The 26,974-nt window shown below is 45.7% G+C and carries 23 protein-coding genes and 1 other RNA gene; 7 read left to right on the forward strand and 17 right to left on the reverse strand.

All coding sequences use genetic code 11. The annotated features are described in order from the left end of the window. Nucleotides 1-64 precede the first annotated feature (64 nt). Together V1U08_RS10225 and V1U08_RS10230 are read right to left on the reverse strand one after the other, a co-directional pair. On the reverse strand, nucleotides 65-799 hold the full coding sequence (locus tag V1U08_RS10225; RefSeq protein ID WP_065302130.1) for an RNA methyltransferase: 735 nt from the start codon (nucleotides 797-799) through the stop codon (nucleotides 65-67). A gap of 225 nt (nucleotides 800-1,024) precedes the next feature. Continuing rightward, complete coding sequence (locus tag V1U08_RS10230) at nucleotides 1,025-1,765, reverse strand: glutamine amidotransferase-related protein (protein WP_330470541.1); 741 nt, start codon at nucleotides 1,763-1,765, stop codon at nucleotides 1,025-1,027. Nucleotides 1,766-2,177: 412 nt separating this feature from the next. Between V1U08_RS10230 and V1U08_RS10235 the strand changes: the two genes are divergently transcribed. Beyond that, on the forward strand, nucleotides 2,178-3,665 hold the full coding sequence (locus tag V1U08_RS10235; protein ID WP_330470542.1) for an aldehyde dehydrogenase: 1,488 nt from the start codon (nucleotides 2,178-2,180) through the stop codon (nucleotides 3,663-3,665). Nucleotides 3,666-3,743: 78 nt separating this feature from the next. On the opposite strand, the gene V1U08_RS10240 is transcribed toward V1U08_RS10235, so the two are convergent. The 7 genes from V1U08_RS10240 to V1U08_RS10270 form a co-directional block, all read right to left on the reverse strand. Further along, nucleotides 3,744-4,286 carry a cupin domain-containing protein gene (locus V1U08_RS10240; RefSeq protein ID WP_024372708.1) on the reverse strand — a complete coding sequence of 181 codons (543 nt, stop codon included), beginning with the start codon at nucleotides 4,284-4,286 and terminating at the stop codon, nucleotides 3,744-3,746. A gap of 42 nt (nucleotides 4,287-4,328) precedes the next feature. Further along, on the reverse strand, nucleotides 4,329-5,171 hold the full coding sequence (locus V1U08_RS10245) for an ABC transporter permease subunit (protein WP_014231260.1): 843 nt from the start codon (nucleotides 5,169-5,171) through the stop codon (nucleotides 4,329-4,331). Further along, entirely contained in the window at nucleotides 5,168-6,085 is a 918-nt protein-coding gene (gene potH / locus V1U08_RS10250) for a putrescine ABC transporter permease PotH (RefSeq protein WP_014231259.1), read from the reverse strand. The genes V1U08_RS10245 and potH overlap by 4 nt, the downstream gene beginning before the upstream one ends. After that, entirely contained in the window at nucleotides 6,082-7,224 is a 1,143-nt protein-coding gene (potG, locus tag V1U08_RS10255; RefSeq protein ID WP_330470543.1) for a putrescine ABC transporter ATP-binding subunit PotG, read from the reverse strand. Before potG ends, potH begins: the two co-directional genes overlap by 4 nt. A gap of 49 nt (nucleotides 7,225-7,273) precedes the next feature. After that, nucleotides 7,274-8,383, reverse strand: coding sequence for an extracellular solute-binding protein (locus V1U08_RS10260; RefSeq protein WP_065299361.1), 1,110 nt, complete (start codon nucleotides 8,381-8,383; stop codon nucleotides 7,274-7,276). Nucleotides 8,384-8,427: 44 nt separating this feature from the next. Further along, complete coding sequence (locus V1U08_RS10265) at nucleotides 8,428-9,777, reverse strand: aspartate aminotransferase family protein (RefSeq protein WP_020332830.1); 1,350 nt, start codon at nucleotides 9,775-9,777, stop codon at nucleotides 8,428-8,430. 121 nt (nucleotides 9,778-9,898) lie between these two features. Beyond that, complete coding sequence (locus V1U08_RS10270; RefSeq protein ID WP_020332829.1) at nucleotides 9,899-11,230, reverse strand: glutamine synthetase family protein; 1,332 nt, start codon at nucleotides 11,228-11,230, stop codon at nucleotides 9,899-9,901. A 409-nt stretch (nucleotides 11,231-11,639) separates the two neighbouring features. Between V1U08_RS10270 and V1U08_RS10275 the strand changes: the two genes are divergently transcribed. Both V1U08_RS10275 and V1U08_RS10280 read left to right on the forward strand, forming a co-directional pair. Further along, entirely contained in the window at nucleotides 11,640-13,028 is a 1,389-nt protein-coding gene (locus tag V1U08_RS10275; protein WP_014231254.1) for a glutamine synthetase family protein, read from the forward strand. Between the two features lie 35 nt (nucleotides 13,029-13,063). Continuing rightward, the gene (locus V1U08_RS10280) at nucleotides 13,064-14,341 is read left to right on the forward strand and encodes an NAD(P)/FAD-dependent oxidoreductase (RefSeq protein ID WP_330470544.1); all 1,278 of its coding nucleotides are present in this window, start codon (nucleotides 13,064-13,066) and stop codon (nucleotides 14,339-14,341) included. Between the two features lie 56 nt (nucleotides 14,342-14,397). Here V1U08_RS10280 and V1U08_RS10285 read toward each other — a convergent pair whose 3' ends face one another. Further along, nucleotides 14,398-15,804 carry a glycoside hydrolase family 1 protein gene (locus V1U08_RS10285; protein ID WP_239948944.1) on the reverse strand — a complete coding sequence of 469 codons (1,407 nt, stop codon included), beginning with the start codon at nucleotides 15,802-15,804 and terminating at the stop codon, nucleotides 14,398-14,400. 124 nt (nucleotides 15,805-15,928) lie between these two features. Here V1U08_RS10285 and V1U08_RS10290 point away from each other — a divergent pair, with 124 nt between their 5' ends. Then, a complete protein-coding gene (locus V1U08_RS10290; protein ID WP_330470545.1) occupies nucleotides 15,929-16,837 on the forward strand; it encodes a LysR substrate-binding domain-containing protein in 909 nt (302 codons plus the stop codon). Between the two features lie 76 nt (nucleotides 16,838-16,913). On the opposite strand, the gene ffs is transcribed toward V1U08_RS10290, so the two are convergent. Together ffs and V1U08_RS10300 are read right to left on the reverse strand one after the other, a co-directional pair. Continuing rightward, an RNA gene (gene ffs / locus V1U08_RS10295) (signal recognition particle sRNA small type) lies at nucleotides 16,914-17,010 on the reverse strand. A gap of 147 nt (nucleotides 17,011-17,157) precedes the next feature. Continuing rightward, on the reverse strand, nucleotides 17,158-17,901 hold the full coding sequence (locus V1U08_RS10300; RefSeq protein WP_014231250.1) for a hypothetical protein: 744 nt from the start codon (nucleotides 17,899-17,901) through the stop codon (nucleotides 17,158-17,160). 247 nt (nucleotides 17,902-18,148) lie between these two features. On the opposite strand from V1U08_RS10300, the gene V1U08_RS10305 reads away from it, so the two are divergent. After that, nucleotides 18,149-18,451, forward strand: a complete 303-nt coding sequence (locus tag V1U08_RS10305; RefSeq protein WP_014231249.1) for a DNA base-flipping protein — start codon at nucleotides 18,149-18,151, stop codon at nucleotides 18,449-18,451. Nucleotides 18,452-18,498: 47 nt separating this feature from the next. Here the strand turns inward: V1U08_RS10305 and V1U08_RS10310 are convergent, their stop codons facing one another. After that, nucleotides 18,499-18,933 (reverse strand): YbaY family lipoprotein, encoded by a 435-nt coding sequence (locus V1U08_RS10310; protein WP_020332801.1) that lies wholly within the window; start codon nucleotides 18,931-18,933, stop codon nucleotides 18,499-18,501. A gap of 229 nt (nucleotides 18,934-19,162) precedes the next feature. Here V1U08_RS10310 and tesB point away from each other — a divergent pair, with 229 nt between their 5' ends. Further along, a complete protein-coding gene (gene tesB / locus V1U08_RS10315) occupies nucleotides 19,163-20,023 on the forward strand; it encodes an acyl-CoA thioesterase II (RefSeq protein ID WP_020332800.1) in 861 nt (286 codons plus the stop codon). 63 nt (nucleotides 20,024-20,086) lie between these two features. Here the strand turns inward: tesB and V1U08_RS10320 are convergent, their stop codons facing one another. Continuing rightward, on the reverse strand, nucleotides 20,087-20,560 hold the full coding sequence (locus V1U08_RS10320) for an Lrp/AsnC family transcriptional regulator (RefSeq protein WP_014231246.1): 474 nt from the start codon (nucleotides 20,558-20,560) through the stop codon (nucleotides 20,087-20,089). A gap of 133 nt (nucleotides 20,561-20,693) precedes the next feature. On the opposite strand from V1U08_RS10320, the gene V1U08_RS10325 reads away from it, so the two are divergent. Next, nucleotides 20,694-21,788: a PLP-dependent cysteine synthase family protein gene (locus V1U08_RS10325; protein WP_330470546.1), complete on the forward strand. Its 1,095-nt coding sequence runs from the start codon at nucleotides 20,694-20,696 to the stop codon at nucleotides 21,786-21,788. A 79-nt stretch (nucleotides 21,789-21,867) separates the two neighbouring features. On the opposite strand, the gene V1U08_RS10330 is transcribed toward V1U08_RS10325, so the two are convergent. The 3 genes from V1U08_RS10330 to V1U08_RS10340 form a co-directional block, all read right to left on the reverse strand. Beyond that, on the reverse strand, nucleotides 21,868-22,185 hold the full coding sequence (locus V1U08_RS10330) for a DUF1244 domain-containing protein (RefSeq protein WP_014231244.1): 318 nt from the start codon (nucleotides 22,183-22,185) through the stop codon (nucleotides 21,868-21,870). Between the two features lie 240 nt (nucleotides 22,186-22,425). Beyond that, nucleotides 22,426-25,539, reverse strand: a complete 3,114-nt coding sequence (vmeF, locus tag V1U08_RS10335; protein WP_330470547.1) for a multidrug efflux RND transporter permease subunit VmeF — start codon at nucleotides 25,537-25,539, stop codon at nucleotides 22,426-22,428. Continuing rightward, on the reverse strand, nucleotides 25,539-26,633 hold the full coding sequence (locus V1U08_RS10340) for an efflux RND transporter periplasmic adaptor subunit (protein WP_330470548.1): 1,095 nt from the start codon (nucleotides 26,631-26,633) through the stop codon (nucleotides 25,539-25,541). Before V1U08_RS10340 ends, vmeF begins: the two co-directional genes overlap by 1 nt. Nucleotides 26,634-26,974: the final 341 nt, after the last annotated feature.

A 26,974-nucleotide genomic window follows, 5' to 3' on the forward strand; every position in this document is an offset into this window, starting at 1 on the left:
CCAAAACAAAAAAAGCGTAACAACCGAAGTTGTTACGCTTTTTTTGTGTCTCAATTTCGCTCAATTAGCTGTGTTGACGACGCATGTTGTCCAGAATAATGCCCGTCGCCATGGCAACGTTAAGCGACTCTGCGCCACCAAAAGCTGGAATGGTGATTTTGTCAGTCACGAATTTCGACGCTTCTTCACGCACACCGTGTGATTCACTTCCCATCAGTAAGATACCTTCGGCAGAGAAATCGGTTTTATGTACGCTTTCCCCTTCCAGAAACGCGCCGTAGACTGGCAAGTTCGCTTGCTCTAAGTAGCTTGGCAGGTCAACAAGGCTAACCTGAACTCGGCCAAAGCTGCCCATCGTCGCACTAATGGTTTTAGGGTTGTACGGATCCGCACAGTCCGAACTCGCGACAATGTGCTTAATGCCGTACCAATCCGCGACGCGAATGATGGTGCCTAAGTTACCTGGGTCAGACACACCATCTAGTGCAATCATCAGACCTTTTGCCTGAGGCACTTTTGTACTTGGAATTTCTACGACCGCAATTGCCGCGTTGTTACTGACCAGTGTGCTTGCTTTGGTCAAATCATCCAATGATGCTTCGATACAATCGAACTGACCAAGATCTTGGCGGTGCTGTTCAAGAAATTCCGCTGTAGCAAAAACCTGTTTAACCGTTAACGAACTCGTTGCTAGCTCCAGTACGTTCTTTTCACCCTGAACCAGAAATAAGCCGTGTGCTTTACGTTGCTTCTTTTGACCCAAAGCACGAAGCAGTTTTAATTGGTTTTTTGAAATCATGAAAATATCCCGGGAGAAAATGGTTAAGTACCGAATAAAACGCAGGGATTATAGAGTAAAGACGTGCGCAGCTAAAGAGAGGTTGAAGTGAGAAGTTAAAGATAGCTAGCGAGTTTAAGCAGTTTCTGACTGTAAGGCCTTTGTCGTCATCTGTAACCGACGACATTCGAATCATTAATAATGCTGATATAGAATGCCGCGGTCACAATGGTAAACCATTCTTTATTAGCCGACTTTCTGCATTTCCTCAGAGCTTATCCTTTGCTGATCACGCGTAAAGAACGCGTCCATCCAATGCAAAAAAAGCGCGGAATCGTTAGGCTTCTTCAACTGAGCAAACGCATCCTCATACTGACGTTCAGACAACAGATGTTGGCGCTTTCTCACCAGTAGCTCAGTAAACTCTGAGCTGAATTCGGGATGACCTTGTACGGTTAAAATATGATTGTCTTTGACCAGCATGAAGTTAGGACAAAAATCGTTTCCTGCGATTACGCTCATCTCTTTGGGTACAATTACCACCTGATCTTGGTGGCTTACCAGCATACGCGCACTGTCAATGGCAAGATTCATCCATTTCTTAAGTGCCACGACTTTTACCTCATAACTGCCCAAGCCCCAACCTTTCTCAGACTTTTTAACCACCCCACCAAGTGCTCTGGCAATTAACTGATGTCCGAAACAAATCCCGACCAGTGGCTTTCTTCTCGCTTCACAGCAACGGATCCAATCCGCTAAATCCAGAATCCATGGCAAATCGTCATAAGCGTTGTGCACACTACCGGTAATAATAAAACCATGGCACTCATCAAAACTTGGTAACTCACCTTTTATCGCGTCAAAGTTTTGAAACGTCATAGCGTCATTCACACTAGCAAAAGCGCTTTCAATCATATCTGCATATTGGCCGTGGCCATCAGACAAAGGTGGATCGACATATCCGCAGGTTATTATCCCAATTTTCATTATTCACCTATCATCCTTGAATTTACATTTCACTTGATTTTAAACCTTTCGATCACCAAGCGGCGATGCTTTTCATTCTAGTATCAAATCGCACGTCATCTCTTCCAAGACCGTCATTCAATTAACGCACCCCAATATTTAACAAGATAGACTAAATACGCAGTTTTTATATCTAAAAATCATAAAATACTGAACACTTTGTTGATTTCTCTACATTCACTATCTACGTTTTGATTAGTTTATTTATCAAACTTTTCGTTCACTGCTATCAATTAGCTCGATTCAAGCACGATTTTTTAACTTTAACGCAATGGAGAGAAAACAGCGTTAAACCTTCTTTGCATATTTAATCGCTAAGCAGGTTTAGCACTTCATCAGGAATACAAAGACAAAAAAGGAATAAGGACACAGAATGGACACTACAAACTGGCATGATAAAGCCACTGAGTTGAGGTTTAATACACAAGCCTACATTAACGGAAAACTCACTAACGCTATCAGCGATGATACCTTCGAGATTATTAACCCAGCAACGGGAAAACACCTCGCTCACGTAGCGCGTTGCCGTGAGGAAGATGTAGAGATTGCGGTTAAAGCCGCGCGTGATGCTTTTCATTCCCGAGTGTGGGCAGGACTGCCACCAGCGCAGCGTAAAACGGTATTACTCAACTACGCCAAGCTTATAGAACAACACCAAGAACAGTTCGCTCTTCTGGAGTCTTTAGATATGGGAAAACCCATTTCTGATGCCATGGGATACGATGCGCCAGCCACCGCTCGCTGCATACAATGGAACGCTGAAGCGATTGATAAAATTTACGATGAAGTCGCTCCCGTGACCGAAGAAGCGCTCGCGCTGGTGACAAGAGAGCCTTTAGGTGTCGTCGCTGCCATTGTTCCTTGGAACTTCCCTACCGTGATGGCGGCTTGGAAAATTGGCCCGGCACTCGCCACTGGTAACTCAGTCATCATAAAACCATCGGAAAAATCGCCTCTCACCGCTATTTTACTCGCAGAATTAGCTTCTCAAGCCGGGATTCCCGACGGTGTGCTTCAAGTTCTGCCTGGCTTTGGTCATGAGGCAGGGCAAGCACTAGCGCTTCACAACGACGTCGACTGCATTACTTTTACTGGCTCTACGGCGATAGGGAAGAAATTATTGACCTTTGCAGGTGAATCTAACCTCAAGCGAACCTTTATGGAATGTGGTGGCAAGAGCCCTCATATTATCCATTACGATGTGAAAAACATTGAGAAAGCGGCTGCCACCGCAGCAAGTGCTATTTGCTATAACCAGGGCGAAGTCTGTACCGCTGGCTCTCGTCTTTTGGTTCACTCATCCATCAAAGATCAATTCATCGATCTACTAATGAAGAACATGGACAAATGGCAACCTGGCGATCCTCTTAACGACAGCTCTCGTGTTGGCGCGATTGTCGATAAAGCTCAGTTTGAACGCGTACTCGATTATATTGAGGTGGGCAAACAAGAAGGTGCAACACTTCGATTTGGTGGCCAACCCGTTCTTGAACATACAGGCGGCTACTTTATTCAGCCTGCTGTCTTCACAGACGTAACACCTGACATGCGTATATTCAAAGAAGAGATATTTGGTCCTGTACTTTGTGTGACGACATTCGACACGATTGATGAAGCGATCGAGCTTGCTAACGACAGTGAATATGGCCTTGCGGCTGGCGTGTGGACTTCCGATATTTCCACTGCGGTAAAATGCTCGCGCGCGCTAAGAGCCGGTACCGTATTTGTGAACAACTGGGACGGCGGTGATATGACGATGCCGTTTGGCGGGTACAAACAAAGTGGTAACGGCAGGGATAAGTCTTTACACGCGTTAGATAAATACACCGAAATCAAATCGACATGGATCGAACTTGATTAGTCTTTTTGTCTCATAACCGCATTCACCGTGACTAAAAATGGCCTCGTAACAGAGGCCATTGTTTTCGAAAGTGAGTATTTAAAACGTTGGTGGCGTCGAAGCGCTTATCAACTCACACTCCACTTTTCCCTTGTTACGAAATCGGTGTGGCTTACGCGTCTCAAAATAGTAAGAATCACCGGCTTTCAGCACTTGAGTGCGACTGCCTACCGTGATCTCTATTTCTCCGCGAATCACCACGCCGCCTTCTTCGCCTTCGTGCTGCATGAAATCAGTGCCTGTATCTGCACCTGGCGGGTAGACTTCGTGCAATATGGCAAGTTTGCGACCTTCTCGTTTCGCACCCACTAACATCAGGTTAATCTTGCCATCACCTAAATCCGTCATCTGTTCCGGACTAAAAAAGATGTCATCCTCGGATTCAACGTCTAGGGTAAAAAACTCGCCCATTGAGATGGGAATCGCTTCCAGTATCTTTTTTAGTGACCCAACAGAAGGGTTCACAAGGTTCTGTTCAATTTGAGAGATCATGGAGTTCGTCACGCCGCTTCTCTTCGCAAGCTCTCTTTGGGATAAACCACGCATGGTTCGGATCGTCTTAAGTTGCTTGCCTACATCCATGTCTCTATCCATGTATCTCTCCTAATTTGTCAGCGAATGCCTTTACTGCTGGCTCATTTTCGCCTCTTGTAATCGCCGTTTCTCCGCTTTAGCGAGCACCCACCACGCAATAAAGGTGGCACAGGAGACAGCTAAAATGATCAACGTCGCGAGGGCATTAATTTTTGGACTAACGCCTAGTCTAACGCTGGAGAATACCACCATTGGTAGCGTTGTAGCACTCGGACCAGATACAAAACTCGCAATCACCAGGTCATCGAGTGATAACGTAAACGCCAGCAACCAGCCTGCAACAATAGCAGGAGCAATCGTTGGTAAGGTAATTTGCAGAAATACCTTCCAGGGCGGAGCCCCCAAATCCATTGCAGCCTCTTCAATTGAGCGATCGACCTCTTGTAACCTGGAGCTAACGACCACCGTAACGTATGCCGTGCAAAACGTAACATGTGCAATCCAGATAGTCATCATTCCGCGTTGATTAAATAAATCAAACACTTGCCCCATCGCAATGAAGAGTAACAGTAAAGACAGACCGGTGATCACTTCTGGCATCACCAACGGCGCCGTGATCATAAACGCGAATCCGGTTTCACCTCTAAATTTCCCGAAGCGATTCAGGACAAACGCCGCGATAGTTCCCAGCACCACAGCGGCGCTGGCAGAGAGAAAACCAATTAACAAGCTCAGCTTTACCCCGCCCATTAATAAGTCATCGTCAAATAACTCTGAATACCACTTAAAAGAAAACCCAGACCAAACGGTCACTAAGCGGTTTTCATTAAAAGAATAAATAATCAAAATCAGAATAGGTAAATAGAGGAAAGCAAAACCTAGCCCTAAAACCATCCACTTCCATTTGTTGTTGTAAACTGGAATATCGTTCATCCCTGTACCTCCAATTCACGTTTTTGATAACGGTGGAACCAAAGAATTGGCACCATTAGTATGAGTAACATCGTGGTGGCAACGGCCGAGGCAACAGGCCAGTCTCGGTTATTGAAAAACTCTTGCCATAACACTTTGCCGATTAGTATTGAATCTGGCCCGCCGAGCAGTTCAGGAATAACAAACTCCCCTACCGCAGGAATAAAGACCAGCATGGAACCAGCGATAATACCGGCGCGGGTTAAAGGAATTAAAACACTAAACAATGTGGTGATTGGTTTCGCGCCTAAATCACTCGAGGCTTCTATTAGTGAATAATCGACTCGCATCAGCGCGGTGTACAAAGGTAAAACCATGAAAGGCAGATAGGTATACACAATGCCGATATATACGGCGACGTCGGTATGCAATATCTTCAATGGCTCGTCAATCGCCCCAATGGTTAGTAGCACGTTATTAAGTAATCCATTGTTTTTGAGGATACCTATCCAGGCATAGACTCGAATCAAAAAACTCGTCCATGAAGGCAGAATGATCAGCATCAGCAGGACGTTACGCGTCGACGGCGTTGAATGCACAATAGCCCAGGCAATTGGAAAACCGACCACTAAACACAGTAACGTTGAAATGAATGCGATACGTATCGACTCTAAATAGGAAGACACATACAAATCATCTTCCAACAAATATTCGTAGTTACCGATATTCAGCAGTAGCTGCAATTGCTGCTCGGCATAACTGAGCAGTTCAGAATAGGGAGGAATCGAGACCTGAGCCTCGGCGAAGCTGATCTTAAATACGATCAAAAATGGGAGTAAGAAGAACAGTAACAACCATCCATAAGGGACAGCAAGCAGTAAGCACTTTGGCGTGGGTATGACACGCCAGATATCGAGTTTGGCTTTCTTTATCATATTTTAAGTACCACGCAGCTTTCCATTTCCCAACTTAGCGTGACCTTCTGTTCCCACGTCGGCATGTCTTTTCTCAAGCGAGTGGTATTTTGTAAGGTTGCCGTGACTAATTTTCCAGACGGTAAACGCACGTGGTAGATAGATTGATTGCCCATATAGGCAATATCTTCAACGACCCCTGTGCAGCTGTTGACCGAATGATTGCTATGTGTGCTCAACGTCATTTTCTCTGGCCTAACCGCAATCATCACGGGTACCCCTGTCACACCAGAAATGCCTTCATTAATACAAATCGGGTGTTCAAGATCCTGACTGCGCACGGTGCAACTGTCGTTTTGATTATTTTCCAATATGCCTTCAAAGATATTTACGGTGCCGACAAACTTGGCTGAGAATTTCGAATTCGGGTGTTCATAGATCGATTCTGGAGAGCCAATTTGCACAAACTGACCTTTATTCATAATCGCCATTCGACTGGCCATGGTCATGGCTTCTTCTTGATCGTGTGTCACCATCACACAAGTCACGCCCACACGCTCTAAGATATCCACCACTTCGAGTTGCATTTTTTCTCTTAAGTTTTTATCTAAAGCGCCCATTGGTTCATCCAGAAGCAGCAGTTTTGGCTTTTTGGCTAAACTACGAGCCAGTGCAACACGCTGTTTCTGACCACCAGAAAGTTGATGAGGTTTGCGTTTGGCATAGTCAGACATATGCACAAGTTCCAGCATCTGTTTGACGGTTTGATTGATTTCCTGGCGGGACATGCCGTCCTGCTTTAAACCAAATGCAATATTGTCTGCAACGGTCATATGAGGAAACAGCGCATAGGATTGGAACATCATATTGACCGGGCGACGATACGGAGGTATCTCGGCAAGATCTTCTCCATCTAAAATAATCTGCCCTGCTGAAGGTTGCTCGAAGCCAGCAAGCATTCTCAGCAACGTTGATTTTCCACAGCCCGATGCGCCAAGCAGGGCGAACAGTTCACCTTGATTGATCGTCAAATCCAAACCATCAACGGCTACGTGACCATCAAAGCTTTTGGTGAGCCCTTTGATTTCTAATAAGGGTTTTGGCGGGTTAGAATCCACATGCATATGAGGAAGATCATTACAAATTGACATCACTGTCATGGCACTCTCCATAAAAGAGGCGACCCTAGGGTCACCTCTTTGTTTCTATCTAGTTTTTAACAAAATCTGTCCACGCACGAGTCATCGCACGAGCGGTTTTATGAGGTAACATTTTCGCGCTGTAGAGCTTCTCTTGTGTTTCCTCATTAGGGTAGATGCCTGGATCATCCAGAATCTCACTATCAATAAACTCACGTGACGGCGGGTTTGGATTCGCATACCAAACGTAGTTACTGATTTCAGCAATGATCTCTGGTCTTAACAGGAAGTTAATGAAAAGGTGGGCATTTTCTGGATGCTTAGCATCTTTAGGAATGGCCATCAAATCAAACCAAGCTAAAGCGCCCTCTTTCGGAATTGAGTAAGCAATCTCAACACCGTTATCCGCTTCTGCCGCACGATCTGCCGCTTGAAGAACATCTCCGGACCAACCGATCGCGACACAAATGTCGCCATTAGCTAAGTCATTAATGTATTGCGAAGAGTGGAAGTAAGTGACATATGGACGGACAGTTTTGAGTAACTCAAGCGCATCCTTTTTGTAATCATTCGGATCCGTACTATTTGGATCTTTGCCAATGTAGTTCAGCGATGCCGCCATGATCTCTGATGGCGCATTCAAAAAGCCCACACCACATTTCGCCAGTTTTTCCATGTTCTCTGGTTTAAACACCAGATCCCAACTGTTGACCGGTGCATCTTCTCCAAGTGCCGCTTTGACCTTCTCGACGTTGTAGCCAATACCTGTTGTGCCCCAAAGGTAAGGCACCGAATAAGCATTCTCAGGGTCGACGGTGTCTGACAAGATTCCCATCAATTTAGGGTCTAGGTTTTTATAGTTGCTGAGTTTTTCTTTATCCAGCTTCTGAAAAGCGCCAGCTTTTACCTGTCTGCCCAAAAAGTCGTTACTCGGGACAATAAGGTCGAAGCCAGTGTTGCCTGATAGAACTTTTGCTTCCAGAACTTCATTAGAATCAAAAACATCGTAGACAACCTTGATACCTGTTTCCTGCTCAAATTTGGCGATGGTATCTTCAGCTATATAATCAGACCAGTTATAAATATTGAGTACTTTGTCTTCCGCAGCAATTGATGTTAACGGGGCGAACCCAAGAGTCATCCCCAACGCTACCCCACAATAAACCTTCATTTTCTCCATTTGGATCTCCATTCCTTGGTGAGTTTTGGTATTGTTCTCGTCGGCTACTGCTGAACGTCGGCGAGCGTGTTATCTAAAGCCAGTTTTGCAAGTGCAACTAGTTCGTCTATTTCTGATTTAGTGATGATCAGTGGTGGCGAACAGATCATTGAGTCTCCGACGGCTCTCAATACCACGCCACTGTTAAAACAATGGTCGCGGCAACGAGTACCCACATCTAACTCTTTATCGAAGCGTTGTTTGGTTTGTTTGTCTTTAACAAGCTCAATTGCACCGACCAGGCCAACGCTACGCGCTTCACCAACCATTGGGTGCTCAGCGAGCTCTGCCCAACGTTTGGCAAAATATGGACCGGTCTCTTCTCGTACTTGATTAACAACGCTGAGACGCTGCATCTCTTTAATGTTGGCGATGGCAACCGCACAAGAAGCAGGATGACCTGAGTAAGTAAAACCGTGTGCGAATTCCGTATCTGCATCGGTGAGTACTTTGGCAACATGATCACGAACCATCACACCACCTAGCGGCAGGTAACCTGATGTGATCCCTTTCGCCATACACATAAGATCTGGCTTTATGTTGAAGGTCTGACTTGCGAACCATTCGCCAGTGCGGCCAAAGCCACAAATCACTTCATCAACAATCAATAGAATTTCATATTTGTCACAAATACGTTGGATTTCAGGCCAGTAGCTTGACGGTGGAATAATCACGCCACCAGCACCTTGAATAGGCTCTGCAATAAAAGCAGCGACATTTTCTTCACCGAGTTCTAGAATCTTCTCTTCTAGCTGCCTTGCACGCTCTAAACCAAATTCGGTTTCATCGACGCCATTTCCTTCACCAAAATAGTAAGGTTGATCGATGTGCACGATGTTAGGTAAAGGAAGACCACCTTGCGCATGCATCGCAGACATGCCGCCGAGACTTGCCCCCGCCATAGTGCTGCCGTGGTAAGCATTTTTACGGCTGATGATGGTTTGCTTTTGCGGTTTACCAAGGCTACTCCAGTAGTGACGAACCATTCTCACTACCGTGTCATTACACTCAGAACCTGAGCCCGTATAGAACACATGGTTCATGCCTTCTGGCGTGACCTCGGCCAATAAAGTAGAAAGCTCTACCGCTGGTGGATGTGCGGTTTGGAAAAACAAATTGTAGTACGGCAATTCTTGCATTTGCTTTGTCGCGGCATCAATAAGAGGCTGACAGCTGTAGCCCATATTCACACACCATAAGCCCGCCATACCGTCGAGGATTTTGTTGTCATCCTCGTCATAGATGTAAACCCCTTCCGCGCGCTTAATAATGCGAGAACCTTTGTCATTTAACGCCTTGAAGTTAGTAAAAGGGTGCAAGCAATGTGCACTATCTTGCTCAATCCATTTAGACATAGTTTCATTCCATGGTTTATTAATAACGTGAGTACTACTTTCCCTTTATCCGCAAAGATAAATGGTTCGACGGTAACGTTCGCTAGGAGAAAGTAGCTTTCACTTGGTAATTAAGTTTGACTTATACGTTTAAGAGTAAGAACTCACGCTCCCAAGAGCTGATAACTTGAAAGAACGTTTTGTACTCTTTTCGCTTAATTGCCACGTAAGCAGAAACAAATCGATCACCGAGAATTTCTCTCAGCTCGTTACTGTTTTCCAGCAGCAATAACGCATCTTCCAATGTATGAGGAAGTGAGTAAGGTTCTGTCGTCATGTCACCTGTACTCTGTGGTGTCGGGGTAAGTTTTTCTTTCATACCCAAGTAGCCACAGGCCAATGACAATGCCATCGCTAAGTAAGGGTTCGCATCCGCACCGGCGTAACGGTTTTCAATGCGGCGGGCATTCTTATCAGAGACCGGAACTCGAAGCCCAACCGTGCGGTTGTCTTCTCCCCAAGCCACGTTGGTAGGCGCTGACTCGCCGAAGACTAACCGGCGGTAGGAATTGACGTTTGGCGCAAAAAAGGCAATCGCAGCCGGGGTATATTTTTGCATGCCAGCAATATAATTGAGGAAGAGTTCGCTGTTAGAACCGTCTTCATTGGCGAACAGGTTCTTGCCGTTCACGTCCACCAAACTTTGGTGAATGTGCATTGCACTACCTGGTTCATGCTCCATTGGTTTCGCCATAAACGTCGCATAAACATCGTGGCGCAATGCGGCTTCTCTTACCGTGCGTTTAAAGAGAAACACCTGATCTGCCAAATCTAACGGTTCACCGTGATCGAAATTCAACTCCATCTGAGCGGCACCCGATTCATGAACTAATGTATCAACGTCCAGGCCTTGCGCCTCACAGAAGTCATACATATCTTCAAAAATAGGATCGAATTCATTCACAGCATCGATACTGAAGGATTGTCTGGCCGTTTCTGGTCTCCCATTTCGACCAATCGGCGGCTCAAGCGGATAGTCCCAGTCCAGATTTTTCTTAACCAAGAAAAACTCTAGCTCAGGTGCCACTATTGGGTTCCAGCCCTCTCTTTCGTAGAACGATAAAACACGACGCAACACCGCTCTTGGGGAAACTTCTACTGGTTCACCATCCACTGTGAAACAGTCATGAATTACCTGACCTGTTGGATCTTTTGTCCATGGAACTAACCTGACCGTATTTGGATCTGGCTCGAGATTCATGTCTTTCTCGGTGAGATCAATCATGCTTTCATCGTCTGGCCAGTCACCGTTTACCGTCTGGAAAAAAATCACTTCGGGAAGATGCATCCCTCCTTCTCGAAGAAATTTTTTGGCGGGCATAATTTTGCCTCTTGCGTTACCAGTAATGTCAGGGATAAGACACTCGACTTCAGTAATACGGTTTTCTTCAATCCATTTCTTGAATGTTTCCATAAATCCTTCTTTGCAATAATTTCGGTCCATGAAATACAGCTTTATGTTTACAGCTTTGCGTCCGCTCAAAAACGGCGAACAACAAAATAACACTCGTATGTTTTTCTAATCCCAACTACCGAACCAATCGGGTTGAGTACAAAATCGCCCGTTGCTAACCCACGTCAAAAATCATGGATGTATCAATAAGCCCTATTTAGCATTGTGCCTAACTCGCCCAAAAGTCAACCAATCTGTTAAATATTTTATATCAAGATACAGCATCGGTGAGGTTAAAGTTACAAATGTGTTGCAATTTTCTAAACAATGTGTGTATGTTTAATAGGCAAGTAAAGCTGTCTGCGGGGCATTCCTGAGCCCATATAGAACAAGGGATTATTACGTTTAACGCCAAGGAGGCACAGCGGATATGACTAGTCTTGCCAATCAACCGATTAACATTGACCGACTAAAAACCAAGCAAGAGCAACAAGAAATTGCTCATTTTATCGAACAAAATCCAAACATCACGACGATTGATTTGATTCTGTTCGATATGAATGGTGTCGTCAGGGGAAAACGAATCAACACAGCCCAACTCAGCAAAGTTCTGGAGCAAGGTATCTGTTTGCCTGCGTCCGTTTTTGCACTGGATATCTGCGGCGAAACCGTCGAAGAAACCGGACTGGGATTTGAAAAAGGTGATGGTGACCGTATTTGCCGTATTGTGCCAAACTCATTGCAGGTCGTACCGTGGCAAGAGAATAGCGCCCAAGCCATCGTTACGATGTACGAGCCCGAGACGAACCAACCTTTCTTTGCTGACCCCAGACACGTCCTCGATCTACAAGTAAAAAAACTGAAAAGCAAAGGCTTTCATCCGTGTGTCGCGGTTGAGTTAGAGTTTTATTTGCAGGATCCTGAAACCGATGATACTGGCTGCCCCCAACCCCCTCTGATGCCAGTTAGCGGCGAGCGAATGACACAAACGCAAGTCTATTCACTGGATGAACTCGATGAATTTAAAACTTTTTTGGATGAAATCGTAAGCGCATGTCAAGAACAAGGCATTCCGGCAGAAAACATCACAGCCGAATATGCACCGGGGCAATTTGAAGTAAACCTTAAACATTCCACCGATGTATTGCTTGCTTGTGACCATGCCATGCTACTAAAACGTGTCGTTCGTGCGATAGCGAAGAAACATGGATTTCATGCCAACTTCATGGCTAAACCTTATACCGAATATGCAGGCAGCGGTTGCCACGTTCACATCAGCTTGCAGGACGCCGATGGGATTAACGTGCTTGGGTATAATGACGATTTACTGCTCAATGCCATTGCTGGTGTCTTAGAACACATGGATGAATGCATGGCGATTTTTGCTCCCAATGCCAACTCCTATCGACGCTTACAACCGAATATGTTCGTACCAATGCATGCCTCATGGGGTTGGGATAACCGAACGGTTGCCGTACGTGTGCCAGCCAGCGGCGAAGAAGACAAGCGAATCGAGCACCGTTTATCAGGTGCCGATGTTAACCCTTATCTCACTGTGTCTGTTTTATTGGCATCCATCCTAGACGGCATTGAAAACAATCTGGTGCCGCCAGCGCCCATAGACGGAGACGCAACTCAGCTCGATCTGCCGACTCTGCCAAGCTCTTGGGACAGTGCTTTACATGCCTTCTCTGCAAGTGAGTTTATGCAAAACAGCTTTGGAGAAGAGCTTTGCAAAGTCTACCTCGCCAACAAAAAGCACGAACAGGAAAGGTTTTCGGCTCAAGTTTCACCACTTGAATACCAATGGTACCGATAAGTATTGAATCAAGATTAGAAGAAAAGGATGTCAAGATGAGTACGAAGCATACCCTCTCTTACTATGCTGCATCAAAAAACCAAGATTTGCGCTTTCCTACGTTGAAAGGAAGCCACGTTGCCGATGTGTGTATTGTGGGATCTGGTATTACCGGAGCAACAGCAGCATTGGAACTCGCCAATAAAGGCTATAGCGTCATCGTATTGGAAGCCAATCGTGTTGGTTGGGGGGCATCAGGGCGAAGTGGCGGACAGGCAATTTTTGGCTGGGCTTCAGAGCAACATACACTTGAAAAGCTCGTCGGAGAGTCTGACGCCAAGAAACTTTGGGAGCTGTCCATCGAGGCGCTCGCTCTGACCAAAAACAATATTAAAAAATACAATATTGACTGTGATTGGCGGGATGGCATGGTTCACTTGGGCATGAAATCGCGTCATGACAAAGAGCTAAAAGATTGGTATGCCAACCTGACAGAACGCTATCAATATGACTCTCTTGAACTGTGGGACAAAGAACAAGTCAGAGAGAATATTGATAGCGACAAATACACATCAGGCATGCTTGATCGCAATAGTGGTCACTTACACCCATTAAACTACACGCTTGGCTTAACTAATGCAGCCCAAGCCGCCGGAGCTCAGTTCTTTGAAGAAAGTGCGGTGATTAAAATTGAGCACGGTGACCCTGCTACTCTATTTACCAAGCATGGTGAGGTGAAAGCGAATCACGTTATTCTTGCGTGTAATGCTTATATGGAAGGGTTGGAAAGCTCGTTAGAAAACAAAGTCATGCCCGTGGGTACCTACATCTGTGCCACAGAACCACTTGAAGAAGACCTAACCAATAAACTGATGAAAAACCGTATCGCAGCGAGTGACATCAATTTTGTACTCGACTACTTCCGCTGCTCTGGTGACAACCGGATGCTATTTGGCGGACGGGTCAGCTACTCTGGGGTCGCACCATTTAATTTAGAAAAGGCGATGCGCAACCGGATGGTAAGCATATTTCCTCAATTGACTAACGCTAAAATCGATTATGCGTGGGGCGGTAACGTGGCGATCACCATGAATCGCGCCCCTCACTTTGGCCGACTTAAACCCAATGTTTATTTTGCACAGGGTTTCTCTGGCCATGGAATTGCGGTAACAGGTCTGGCAGGCACTCTAATGGCCGAGTGTGTTGCAGCCACCTCAGAACGCTTTGCCATTTTTGATAAAGTGCCTCATATGTCATTCCCCGGCGGACGTTTACTCCGGACCCCTGCACTTGTTCTGGCTATGTCTTACTACCGGGTTCGCGACTTGCTTTAAATATGACGTCAAAGGGCTTCAGCTGCGCAAGCACTACCGAAGCCCCCTGTAACTCATTATGCCTTTGGTGGAGTTAGCGCTTCACCATTGGTTTGAATCACGTTTTGATACCAGTAAAAGCTCTTTTTCTTTAAACGATTTAACGTGCCTTGACCATCATTATCACGGTCTACATAAATCAGGCCGTAGCGTTTTGACATCTGTGCGGTTGAAGCACTGACTAAATCAATCGGGCCCCAGCAGGTGTAACCCATTATTTCGACACCGTCCTGAAGCGCTTCACCAACCTGATACAAATGGTCATTGAGATACTGAATTCGGTAATCATCCTCAATCTCTCCATTTTCATTGACGGTATCTGCCGCACCAAGACCGTTTTCTACGATGAACAATGGCTTTTGGTATCGGTCATAAAGTAAGTTCAAAACAATACGCAATCCTTTAGGGTCGATTTGCCATCCCCAATCCGTTGACTCCAGATACGGATTGCTTCCCATTTTGAAAGCTTCCTGATCCGTCATCTCTAGGTTTTCGTTCTGAACACTGACACAACCCGTCATGTAGTAACTGAATGAGATAAAATCGACGGTTTCTTTTAACGCCTCTTTATCCTCATCCGTGATATTAAGAACAACGCCCATTTCTTTGAATTTGCGCATCATATAGCCCGGGTAGTAACCACGGCTCTGTACGTCTCCGAAAAATAGCCATTCGCGGTTCTGTTGCATTGCTTCAAACACATCATCCGGATGGCTGGTTAATGCATACTGAATTGCGCCTAACATCATATTACCGATCTTGGCATCTGGCAGCAGCTCATGACAGACTTTGACTGCTTTTGCACTGGCCACCAACTGGTGATGTATTCCTTGGTAAAGAGCCTGAGCATCACTGCCGCGTGGAATTCCGGCCCCCGTGAACGACTCATGTAAAGTGGCATTAATTTCGTTGAATGTCAGCCAGTACTTAACACGGTGTCCAAATCGGGAGAATACCGCGGTAGCGTAACGTTCAAAGAAGCCGATGAGTTCTCTGCTTGTCCAGCCGTGATATTTCTCAGCTAAATGCAGAGGCATTTCATAGTGAGATAGTGTGACAACCGGTGTGATACCGTGCTTTTCAAGTTCATCAAAAATTTTGTCGTAATAAGCCAGCCCCAACTCATTAGGCTCTAATTCATCACCCTTGGGAAAGATTCGGCTCCAGGCAATCGAAAGGCGAAAACACGTAAACCCAAGTTCAGAGAACAGTGCGATGTCTTGTGGGTAACGGTGATAAAAATCAATAGCAATGTCTTTGATATTAAAGTCACCATCCTGTCGATGCTTTAGTTCCCCGAACGAGCCAAAAGGTTGTATATCGGATGTCGACAATCCCTTACCGTCGGCATTATACGCACCTTCAATTTGGTTTGCGGCCGTTGCCCCACCCCACAGAAATTCATCGGGAAAACGAAAAGACATAGCTTGCTCCTTGAAACTGACAATTAAAATCACATAAGACAAACTAATTAAAAAGGAATGTTTTGATCGTAACAACTCAATTCGAGTACAGTATGAATTAGCTGAACTAATAGATAAGAGCAAGATGGAAAACAAACAGCATGTCGTCTCAAACCTGTATACCTTCAACGTGGCCGCAAAGTGTTTAAGCTTTACCAACGCGGCCGAAGAGTTGCACTTAACTCAGGGAGCGGTAAGTCAGAGAATTAAACAACTGGAGCAGCAGTTAGGCTTCAAGCTATTTATCCGGCTGACCAGAAAGCTGGAACTGACGGAGGAAGGAAAACGACTATACGAAACAGTAAGCGGATCTTTTTCTACCATCTTTTCTGACATTGATGATATTCGCTTTAATGAGCTCACCGGAGAGTTATACATCGGAGTCGCACCAACGTTTGCCCAATCATGGCTTTTACCTAAGCTGGCAAATTTTCAGGATCGCTATCCTAACCTTAACTTAAAGATCCGAGTGAAAGCCAGCTATCTGGACTTTAATCACGAGCCAGTGGATTTAGCTATCTACTACAGCCGCGAACCCCAATCTGATATGCATAACGAAGTGTTGTTTGAAGAGTACCTTACTCCTGTTTGCACGCCGTTATACGCAGAAAAGCATAAGATTACGGACCAAGTGAGTAGCTTAGCTAACGCCAATTTAATCCATTGCACAGAGTCTATTGATTCAGCCAATTACGATTTTGAATGGCAACATTGGCTCAAACAGCAAACAGAACCGATTGCCCCAAACGCCAATTACTATGTCTTCAACCATGGTGAGATGGCGGTATCTGCGGTTAAAAACCATATGGGAGTGGGAATGGGACGTGTCGCGCTCATTCAGCCTTATCTTGATAGCGGTGAATTAATCGCACCATTTGGTGTTATTCGAGCCGACATGAAGTACTTACTTATTTGCCCGAAAGGAATGGAAGAACGCCCACGTTTCAAGGCATTCACATCGTGGTTACGTAGTCAGTTAGCTGAAGAACATTAAACGATTCAACGTTGCAAGAAGCAAAAACGAAAAAAGCCTGCAATGTATTTAAACACTGCAGGCTTTTCAATGGGTGGGACCCCAGCCACATCCCGGCACACAAGTCACACGCTGCGGCTGCTTCCTTCCGGACCTGACCGAGTTCACGAGCTATTGTTGCGAGAGGACCAGAGCCCCATAATTATTTTGTTGAGGGCTTGCCTCAAACGATGGGGCGATTATTCAGTATCGGACCTCATAATGCAAGGGCAAAAACCTTTAATTTCACCAATTAGCGATCGTTTGAACAAAACTCGGTCAATCTAGGATCGGCTGAGAACTTACAGCTCTGCTTGCTCATCACCACTGCGCAGGATGTAATCCGTCATCCACGCCGTACCTAATAAACAGATCCAAACAACAAAAACGGGCTTAGGCACATCGGTCGCAGGGCTGACAACCAATGCGGCAAAACCAACTGTCGGAAGCGTCCAACAAAGTAGCTTACTCCAGTGAATGGATTGCTTTATCTTTGTCAGTGTCTCCATGGAGGCAAGCATACCGGTTAGACAGAGTGCAACCAATGCGGCATAGGTTAAATCTGCCACCCACAGAGGTAATAACAACAGCAATGGCCACCAGCTGTGCTTATTCGAAGCCTTCCAATGAGTAATTGCCCACCACATGACGATGACAGCAAGCGTCTGCACAACGGTTACTGATGCTGAACCTGCCAATTTCCCACCCTGCTGGGTGACCATAATGCCGACTTGCAAGGTCAATACAATTAACCCGGTGGTGAGCAATACACCAAGAGAACTACGATGGGAGAACACTACCATTAACAGTGGGAATAGAATTAACACCCCAATAGATAACGCGATGGGCTGCATCGAGAGTGTGGCTCCGTATGCCATCATGGCACCAAGCAGTACTAAACCCGCTAGTCCGCCTTGAGGGAGTAGCCATAATGCAGGGATCATGAGAGCGAGAACAGGGAGTTCACCGCCACTTAAACTCATTGCTCTGGCACACACTACCGCGAGTAGAATCGTGATAAAAAACTGGATTGTAGAAAAAATCATAGCGCCTCCTGGCTTCCCCACCAACTTTGGAACTCAACGACAAATAAGGCACGAACTCGTTCGTCGTTAAGTGGGTCTATACATCATTTTGAATCTCACAGAGTTCACCAAAATCGTTACTGCGCTGCGAAAATGTAACGGCGTTCAAACGCGAAAAACTGGGGTGCTACACGCATCAATAACTAATGGCGAAATACTGGCCGTCTGTATTACCATTCCTTGGCAATCCACAACGGACACTTTGAGTATGGACCAATTCTTAGCGCAAATCTTTGCTGTGATTCACCAAATTCCATCTGGGAAAGTCTCGACTTACGGGGAGATCGCAAAAATGGCAGGTTATCCCGGCTACGCTCGGCATGTTGGTAAAGCATTAGGTAACTTACCTGAAGGCAGCAAACTCCCATGGTTTAGAGTCATCAACAGCCAAGGCAAGATTTCATTAAAAGGTCGGGATCTGGATAGGCAAAAAGCCAAGCTTGAAGCAGAAGGGATAGAAGTGTCTGAAATTGGAAAAGTATCGCTCAGAAAATACAAATGGCAGCCTTAACTAAAGCTGCCATCTTTTGTTCGCTTGGTTCTTTTATCGAACGTAAATTAACGAACACCAACCAATCGGATGTCTACCTGATGAGTTTGTGCTTCATCAGTAATAACCGCGTGATGGGTATCGCTGATGAAACGCAACTTACCGTCAACTTCAATACGAGCACGAACGCTGTATCTGTGCTTCGCTTGAATTTCATTGCTGTCGTAGCTAAGTTCAAAAGCAATAGGAACTTGTTTACCTTCAGTATTAAAGGTTTGCTTCGCGATCACTTTTGATGGTGCATCCGCCAGAGACACATCTTCTAGAGATACGCTAACCAAAGCGTTTGGCGGTAAAGCAATACGTTCACGGTAAGCCACTGTACCTGTAATGGTCTTCATTGACACCTCAGCAGAATCCACTTCTGTTGTTTGAGAAGTTTGGCAACCCACAAGAGCAGCACCAAAAAATAAAGATGTAACAAGCAATAGTGTTTTTTTCATATATTCCTCAGGATGAATATTAAGCCAAGGTAAGTATACGGCCGAATCACGAGGCTGTCTTTGATTAGTTACTTGATTTAACAATAGTTTGACGAACTCAAGAGATACCAACCATTTGATTTTGTTTCATATTTGTTACAAGGTATACTCTTAGTAGTTTAAGATCCACTTCACAGACCTGTGGGAAATGGGTTAACTTGATGTTCAACACACACGGTGAGGAGACACAATGAGTAAACCACTAAGAGAGTTGCTCAGCCTGCTACAACTCGAACAATTAGAAGAAGGCTTGTTCCGCGGACAAAGCGAGAACTTAGGTTTACCTCAAGTGTATGGTGGTCAGGTGATTGGACAGGCACTTTCTGCCGCTCGTTACACCGTAGAAGAGACACGCACTGTACACTCATTTCATAGCTACTTTCTCTATCCGGGCGATTCTGAAAAACCGATTATTTACGACGTGGAAAACCTGCGCGATGGACGCAGTTTTAGTACCCGCCGGGTTAAAGCGATTCAAAATGGCCGCCCTATTTTCTACCTGACGGCTTCTTATCACGGCGATCAACCTGGATTCGACCATCAGAAAACCATGCCTGATATTCCGGGGCCAGAAAACTTTCCTTCCGAAAGCGAGCTGGCAAGCCATATTGCGGAATATCTGCCTGAACGGCTGCGCAAAACGTTTTGTGGTGAAAAGCCGATTGAGACGCGACCAGTTACGGTGATTAATCCGCTAAAGCCCACCAAAGCCGAGCCTAAACAATACCTTTGGATTCGCGCTAATGGTGAGATGCCAGACAACCAGCTGATCCACCAGTACTTGTTGGCGTACGCATCGGATTGGGGCTTCCTAGTCACTGCGTTACACCCACATGGTGTTTCTTTAATGACACCAAACTTCCAGGTGGCAACCATCGACCATTCTATCTGGTTCCATCGACCGTTTAAGATGGATGAATGGTTGCTCTACGCTATAGAAAGCCCGACCGCGAGCCACACTCGTGGATTGGTTCGCGGAGAAATCTACAACCAACAAGGTCACCTGGTCGCAACAGCGGTTCAAGAAGGCGTGATGCGTTACACGAAATAGATTGGCTTTTAAATACGACAAAGGAGCAGCTCTCGCTCCTTTTTAGTAACGGGTTGCCGTTGATTAAATACGGCCAATCGGGAGCTCTGTGGTGTACTTGATCGATTCCATGGCAAACGTAGAGGTCACATTTGAAAGCCCTTTCACACTATTCACCAAACGCTTATAAAATTTATCAAAGCACTTCATGTCTTTGACCAGCACTTTCATCATGTAATCGTACTCACCCGCCATTCGATAGAATTCCATAACTTCGGGGAAATCACTCACCGTAGTGACAAAATGGTGATACCACTCTTCAGAGTGATCGATGGTCTTAAGTTGCACAAACGCAATGAACGACAGATCCAGTTTTTCCGCACTTAACAGAGCAACTCGCTTTTCAATGAACCCATCGTCCTCCAGTTTCTTAAGGCGCTTCCAACATGGCGTTGTGGTGAGGTTAACCCGTTCAGCCAATTCGTTTAAAGACAGTGTTCCGTCGGTCTGGAGTAAAGCAAGTAACTGCTTGTCAATTTTATCTAAATTATTTTCCATAAAGCCTAATTTAAAAAGAATTTATTTCTACAAAATAATCATCATCAAACAAATATAGCAAAGTTTTTCTCCCAGATTATAGGTAAATTATTTTCAAACAAAACCTAATTTATCACTTCCAAGGAGAGACGCTATGTGTACTGACCACCAGTGGATCAATAATGCAGTACGTAAAATTGAAGCGGATTTTCAACGCTCTGCAGACACTCATCTGTTTAAACTCGACCTTCCTTCTCTTGATGGTATCGATATCTACTTAAAAGATGAGAGCACACACCCTACTGGTTCATTAAAACACCGTTTAGCGCGTTCTCTTTTCCTGTATGCAATTTGCAACGGCTGGATTGGCCCTGAAACCACCGTCATTGAAGCCTCGTCGGGAAGCACTGCCGTGTCTGAAGCCTACTTCGCGCGCCTGCTTGGCCTGCCATTTATTGCCGTCATGCCAAAAAGTACGGCCCGAAAAAAAATAGAACAAATCGAGTTTTATGGTGGTAAAGCCCATTTAGTCGAACGCTCAGATCAAATCTATGACGAGTCCCGACGTCTCGCACAAGAGTTAAACGGACACTACATGGATCAGTTCACCTATGCGGAACGTGCAACTGACTGGCGTGGGAACAATAACATTGCAAACTCGATCTTTAGCCAAATGAAACTAGAAGACCATCCCATTCCAACTTGGGTGGTAATGAGTCCGGGTACGGGTGGCACATCGGCAACCATAGGTCGATTTATCCGTTACCAAAAATATGAGACGAAATTGTGCGTTGCTGACCCTGAAAATTCGGTGTTCTATGACGCTTTCCAGTCTGGAAATTCGAATTTGAAGTGCGAGCGCGGAAGCAAAATTGAAGGCATTGGTCGCCCTCGGGTAGAGCCTAGCTTTATTGCTGGCGTGGTCGATGAAATGCGCAAAATACCAGATACGGCAAGCGTAGCTACCGCACACTGGGTTTCTCACTTGATCGGTCGCAAGGTAGGCGCTTCTACGGGAACCAACCTGTATGCGGTGCTTCAGCTTGCTTGTGAAATGAAACTGCGTGGTGAAACGGGCTCTATCGTGACCCTGCTGTGTGATTCTGGTGACCGCTACTTGGATACTTACTTCAATATGGAATGGGTTAAGACAAACATCGGCGAAATTCAGCCTTATCTCACCCAGCTCGAAATTATCCAAGCGAAAGGCTGTGTTGAGCCTGCATGCTGTGAGCCGGTCGTAGCCTAGAGATTCTAAACAACGAGATAGGAAAAACAAAACAGCCCGCACGATGCGGGCTGTTATCTATAAATGTCCGTTTATAGCGCTATTTTTTCTGACGTGCTTCAAAAGCCGCTAGCTGCTCTGGTGTCGCTGCTGGTTGGTGGTTTTGCTTCCACTCATCGTAAGTCATACCGTAAACACGCTCACGAGCATCATCAATGTCTAAGTCGACACCCAGTTTTTCTGCCTCTGCGGTGTACCACTTGCTAAAACAGTTACGACAGAAACCCGCGAGGATCATTAGGTCAATATTCTGTACGTCTTTATTTGCATCCAAGTGGGCTAAAAGACGACGGAATGTCGCTGCATCAAGTTTATCTTGCTCTTCTTGCGTAAGATTTTTGTATTTAAATTCAGCCACTTTACTTTCCTTCTCGACTATTTTACTTGCTGCTGCCCGCATATGTTGGAGTAGCGTAATCGCATCCATCGCTAAAGCGTGAACAACAAGCGCTATTATTGTAAAAATGATTCGTCACACAGGGTAACGCCAAGTTACCAAAAACACCATTGCGTCATACGCAAAACGGGTTTAGACAAAACAAAAAAGCACCGAATGGAAAATCAATCGGTGCTTTTTGTCATCAACAACTTAGCCTTTCTAAGGGTGAGCAATACGTCCTTTGGTGTCCTGACTCAGTGCCTTATTGAGTTCCGCTTCAACATGACCTGGTGCGCGCGTATTCGCTGCAATCAATCGGTACATTGCCGGAATAACGAATAGAGTAACCATTGTCGCGAAGCCCATACCAAAGAAAATCACCGTACCAACCGCGACTCGGCTTTCATAACCCGCCCCTGTTGACGAAATCAATGGGATGGCTCCAGCCAGTGTGGTGAATGCTGTCATCAAGATTGGACGCAAACGGCGAGCCGCCGCATCGATGATGGCTTTTTCAAACTCAACCCCCCGGTCACGAAGCTGGTTAGCGAATTCAACGATCAAAATACCATTTTTCGTTACCATACCAATCAACATGACCATACCAATCTGGCTGTAAATGTTCATGCCCTGGCTCATTACGATTAAGCCTAAGAAGCCACCAAATACCCCCATTGGAACGGTAAACATCACCACCAATGGGTTGACGAAACTCTCAAACTGAGCAGCCAGTACCAGATAAGCAACCAGCAAGGCCAGTGCAAAAACAACCGCTACGCTGGACTGATTCTCTTTAAAGTCTTTTGACTCGCCAGAGTAACTTACTGAGATATCACCCGGCAGAGAATCAATCGCTTCTTGGTCAAGGAAGTTCAGCGCTTCACCTAAGGTATAGCCTTCTGACAAGTTCGCCGTAATGGTGATTGATTTTTGCTTGTTGTAGTGAGACAGACGAATGGAAGCAGCTACCTCCTCTATTTTGGTAACCGTATCAAGCGTCACTAGCTCACCACTATTGGTGCGCAAGTAGATCTGGCTTAGATCTGCCGCATTGTTAAAGCTATTCTCGTCACCGCGCAGATACACGTCGTATTCTTCGCCGCGATCGACATAAGTTGTCTCGCTTTTACCGCCTAACATAATTTCAAGCGTATCAGAGATGTCTTTCACGCTGACACCGAGTTCCGCTGCACGCTGTCTATCGACGGTCACTAATAGTTCTGGCGTCTTCTCAGAGTAGTCAATCTCTGCGCCTTCCATCATTGGTGACTCTTCCGCTTTGTTTTTCAGTGCTTCAGCCCAGACCAGCAGCTCATCATAATCTGAGCCGCCCAACACAAACTGAACGGGTTCGCTTGATCCGCCGCGGAAACCAGGCATGAATGGGAACACACGCACGTCAGGAATTCCGGCTAACGCGCCACGCACTTGACCTAAAGCCTGTTGAGCAGTGATGTTTCGCTCGTTCCAATCTTCCAGAATCATGATGACAAAACCCGTTTGGTCACCCGCCTGACCACCAAATGCCGGGGTTTGAATACTGAATGATTTAAGGAACCCTTGTCCTAATAACGGCATTAGTCGGTCTTCGACAATATCCATGTTTGCGGACATTCGGTTGTACGAAGTCGCATCGGCACCACGAACAAAGGCAAAAATCACCCCCCTGTCTTCTTGCGGTGTCAACTGCGCAGGAACCTGATTCATCAGAACATAGCTTCCGCCCATACAAGCTAAGATAACCAAAGGCGCAATCCAACGCACTTTTAACGCGCCTTTTAATGCACCACGATAACCAGCCTCAAGCTTGGCGAACATACGATCGACGGTTTCGTTGAAACGATTTGGTTTGACGTTCGCTTTTAGAATCTGACTGCCCAATACTGGCGTCAACGTTAGTGCTATCAGCGAAGAAAAAATTACCGACATCGCCAGCAATACTGAAAATTCGGTAAACAGCAAGCCAACCATGCCATCCATAAAGGAGATTGGCAGGAATACCATCACCAGAACGAACGTAGTGGCGACAACCGCAAAGCCAACTTCTCGAGTCCCTTTGTAGGCGGCAAGCAACGGAGACTCTCCCCGTTCTATGTGGTGGAAGATATTCTCCACGACCACAATGGCGTCATCGACCACCAGACCGATGGATAGAATCAGCGCCATTAGCGTGATCAAGTTGATAGAGAAACCGAAGTAATACGCGGCGATGAAAGACGAGATCAACGAGACTGGCACCGTCACCGCTGGTATTAACGTCACTCGAGCCTGACCAATAAAGATATACAGCACCAGAATCACCAGACCGCCAGTAATAAACAGCGTGCTATACACTTCTTCTATCGAGCGCTCGATAAACACCGTCGCATCATAGTCAATCGCAAGGCGAGTACCTTCCGGTAAGAATTTCTGGATATTATCCACTTCAGAGCGAACACGTTCAGCTACCTCCAGCGGGTTAGCATCCGACTGAGGCACTACTCCTAAACTGATGTTTACCACACTATCACTTTTAAAAGTCGAGTTTTCATTTTCTGCGCCGATAAAGACATCTGCAACATCTTTCAGGTAAATTGGCGTACCATTACTCGCGCGCTTAACAACTAGGTATTGAAAGTCTTCGGGCGTTTTATAGGTTCGTGCAGTGCGTACCGACATGACGGTAGAATCATTTCGCACTTCCCCACCCGGACTCTCGAGGTTTTCATTACGCAATGCGGTGGTAATATCCGAAGCCGTCACCGCTCGACCAGCCATAAGATCTGGTTTTAGCTTTACGTACATCACTTTGTACAAACCACCAGAAAGATCGATGGAACTCACCCCAGAAATCAAACTAAAGCGATCCATTAACACGCGCTCTGCATAATCCGTCAGCTGGGTGCGATCCATTTCTGACGAGCTAAGGTTGATATACAGAGAAGCCTCGCCAGAACCATTGTTCTTATAAACAATTGGGTCATCTGCTTCGTCAGGTAATGAACGCTGAGCTCGGGCAACCGCATCACGCACATCGCTGACGCCAGTGTTAAGATCATACCCGAGGTCAAAGGTGATGGTGATTCGTGAGGAGCTGTTACGTGTTGTCGAACTGATTTCATCAATGCCACTGATACCGGAAAGCTGATCTTCGAGAACCGACGTAATCTGGCTCTCGATGATTGTGGCGGAAGCCCCTTCGTAACGTGTCGTAATGGACACGACAGGACTTTCGATATCTGGCATTTCGCGTACAGAAAGCTTGCTGAATGACACAAAGCCAAACACGCAAAGCAGCATACTCAATACCAATGACGCGATAGGGCGTTTTACGGAAATGTCAGAAAGTAACATTAGTTTTCTTCCTTATCCGAATCGTTGCTCTGATTAGTAGACGTCATTTTTGGCGACTTGAGCGGAGCGACGATTTCTTCGACCTGAACACCATCACGCATGTTAACGATGCCTTGCACCACGATCTTGTCACCGACTTTTACGCCTGACTCAATCACAACTTCGTTGTCCACGCGAGCGCCAAGCAGCACCTCTGTACGTGTTGCTTTGTTGTTTTCATCAATGACGTATACGTATCGCTTGGTACCAGAATATTCCAATGCCTGTACTGGGATAATCGGCGCTTCAATGGCTGGAAACGCTAAAGATGCATTCACCAGCATTCCCGGCTTCAAGCGATTTTCCGGATTATCAAACTGAATACGAACACGTAAATTCAATGTCGCAGTGCTAATACGAGTATCAATACCTGTCACTTTACCGATAAAAGTTTGATCACCCCATGCGCTTGTCTTGGCTTGGACTTCCATACCAACAGAAAGCTTCGACAAGTATCGTTCTGGTACCTGCAGGTCTAATTCCATCACCGAAAGATCATCCAGCGTTAAAAGTTCAGTACCCGCACTGACCATTTTTCCTCGGCTGAAATCAATAAATCCAACAGTCCCGGAGAATGGTGCAGAAATATGGAGATCGGCAAGGTTAGCTTTTGCAGCATCTAAGCGAGCATCTGCAATTTGAACACTGGCTTTCTGAGCATCAATTTCCGTTGGAGTAATCGCATTTCGTGCGACTAATCGCTGAAACTCTTTGAGCTTACGTTGCTCATCTTTAAGGTATGCCTGAGCCTCAACAAGCGCTGCTCTTGCTTTGTCATCATTTAACTTAATCAACAATTGCCCTTGTTGAACATTCTGGTTAGCGTTTACGGCAATTTGCTCGACTTTGCCCGACACTTCAGAAGCAACAACCACAGACTCCGCTGCCTCTAATTTACCAATTAGAGATAAAGATTGATTGATTTCATGCGTTTCTACTTGCTCTGTCACAACCGTAACAGCAGTTGGGCCGCGCTGCGCTGCTAAAGTAGTTTGCGATGCCAATAATAGAGAAAGCGTTAAAACAGATAAGGATAAAGTGGCTTTCATATTCATATTCTTAGTCAATTAGCGAATAAACTTAGGTCATTAAACTTCATACAGTTTATCAATAGTTACGAGCCTCAACGTCAAGTAGTGTAAATTCCGGAAGAAATGAGGATTTATTCTGTATAAATGACAAACAAAACGCTGACTTTCTAGCATCTTTGCATAAAAAGACAGCATTCGACGTATAAACGCAAGAAAAATACTTTACAGTCGGAGCGAGTTTGCTATGATTCGCTCCGCACTTGGGAGATGAGTTGGGAAAACAGCTTCTAAGTATAAAAATACCCTGGAGGGGTTCCCGAGTGGCCAAAGGGAGCAGACTGTAAATCTGCCGGCACTGCCTTCGA

The sequence above is a fragment of the Vibrio sp. YYF0003 genome, assembly GCF_036350715.1.
In the GTDB taxonomy this organism is placed as follows: domain Bacteria; phylum Pseudomonadota; class Gammaproteobacteria; order Enterobacterales; family Vibrionaceae; genus Vibrio; species Vibrio natriegens.

Coding starts and splice junctions, on each gene's coding strand:
- V1U08_RS10225 (WP_065302130.1), bottom strand. CDS start 799: ATGATTTCAAAAAACCAATTAAAACTGCTTCGTGCTTTGGGTCAAAAG.
- V1U08_RS10230 (WP_330470541.1), bottom strand. CDS start 1,765: ATGAAAATTGGGATAATAACCTGCGGATATGTCGATCCACCTTTGTCT.
- V1U08_RS10235 (WP_330470542.1), top strand. CDS start 2,178: ATGGACACTACAAACTGGCATGATAAAGCCACTGAGTTGAGGTTTAAT.
- V1U08_RS10240 (WP_024372708.1), bottom strand. CDS start 4,286: ATGGATGTAGGCAAGCAACTTAAGACGATCCGAACCATGCGTGGTTTA.
- V1U08_RS10245 (WP_014231260.1), bottom strand. CDS start 5,171: ATGAACGATATTCCAGTTTACAACAACAAATGGAAGTGGATGGTTTTA.
- potH (WP_014231259.1), bottom strand. CDS start 6,085: ATGATAAAGAAAGCCAAACTCGATATCTGGCGTGTCATACCCACGCCA.
- potG (WP_330470543.1), bottom strand. CDS start 7,224: ATGACAGTGATGTCAATTTGTAATGATCTTCCTCATATGCATGTGGAT.
- V1U08_RS10260 (WP_065299361.1), bottom strand. CDS start 8,383: ATGGAGAAAATGAAGGTTTATTGTGGGGTAGCGTTGGGGATGACTCTT.
- V1U08_RS10265 (WP_020332830.1), bottom strand. CDS start 9,777: ATGTCTAAATGGATTGAGCAAGATAGTGCACATTGCTTGCACCCTTTT.
- V1U08_RS10270 (WP_020332829.1), bottom strand. CDS start 11,230: ATGGAAACATTCAAGAAATGGATTGAAGAAAACCGTATTACTGAAGTC.
- V1U08_RS10275 (WP_014231254.1), top strand. CDS start 11,640: ATGACTAGTCTTGCCAATCAACCGATTAACATTGACCGACTAAAAACC.
- V1U08_RS10280 (WP_330470544.1), top strand. CDS start 13,064: ATGAGTACGAAGCATACCCTCTCTTACTATGCTGCATCAAAAAACCAA.
- V1U08_RS10285 (WP_239948944.1), bottom strand. CDS start 15,804: ATGTCTTTTCGTTTTCCCGATGAATTTCTGTGGGGTGGGGCAACGGCC.
- V1U08_RS10290 (WP_330470545.1), top strand. CDS start 15,929: ATGGAAAACAAACAGCATGTCGTCTCAAACCTGTATACCTTCAACGTG.
- V1U08_RS10300 (WP_014231250.1), bottom strand. CDS start 17,901: ATGATTTTTTCTACAATCCAGTTTTTTATCACGATTCTACTCGCGGTA.
- V1U08_RS10305 (WP_014231249.1), top strand. CDS start 18,149: ATGGACCAATTCTTAGCGCAAATCTTTGCTGTGATTCACCAAATTCCA.
- V1U08_RS10310 (WP_020332801.1), bottom strand. CDS start 18,933: ATGAAAAAAACACTATTGCTTGTTACATCTTTATTTTTTGGTGCTGCT.
- tesB (WP_020332800.1), top strand. CDS start 19,163: ATGAGTAAACCACTAAGAGAGTTGCTCAGCCTGCTACAACTCGAACAA.
- V1U08_RS10320 (WP_014231246.1), bottom strand. CDS start 20,560: ATGGAAAATAATTTAGATAAAATTGACAAGCAGTTACTTGCTTTACTC.
- V1U08_RS10325 (WP_330470546.1), top strand. CDS start 20,694: ATGTGTACTGACCACCAGTGGATCAATAATGCAGTACGTAAAATTGAA.
- vmeF (WP_330470547.1), bottom strand. CDS start 25,539: ATGTTACTTTCTGACATTTCCGTAAAACGCCCTATCGCGTCATTGGTA.
- V1U08_RS10340 (WP_330470548.1), bottom strand. CDS start 26,633: ATGAATATGAAAGCCACTTTATCCTTATCTGTTTTAACGCTTTCTCTA.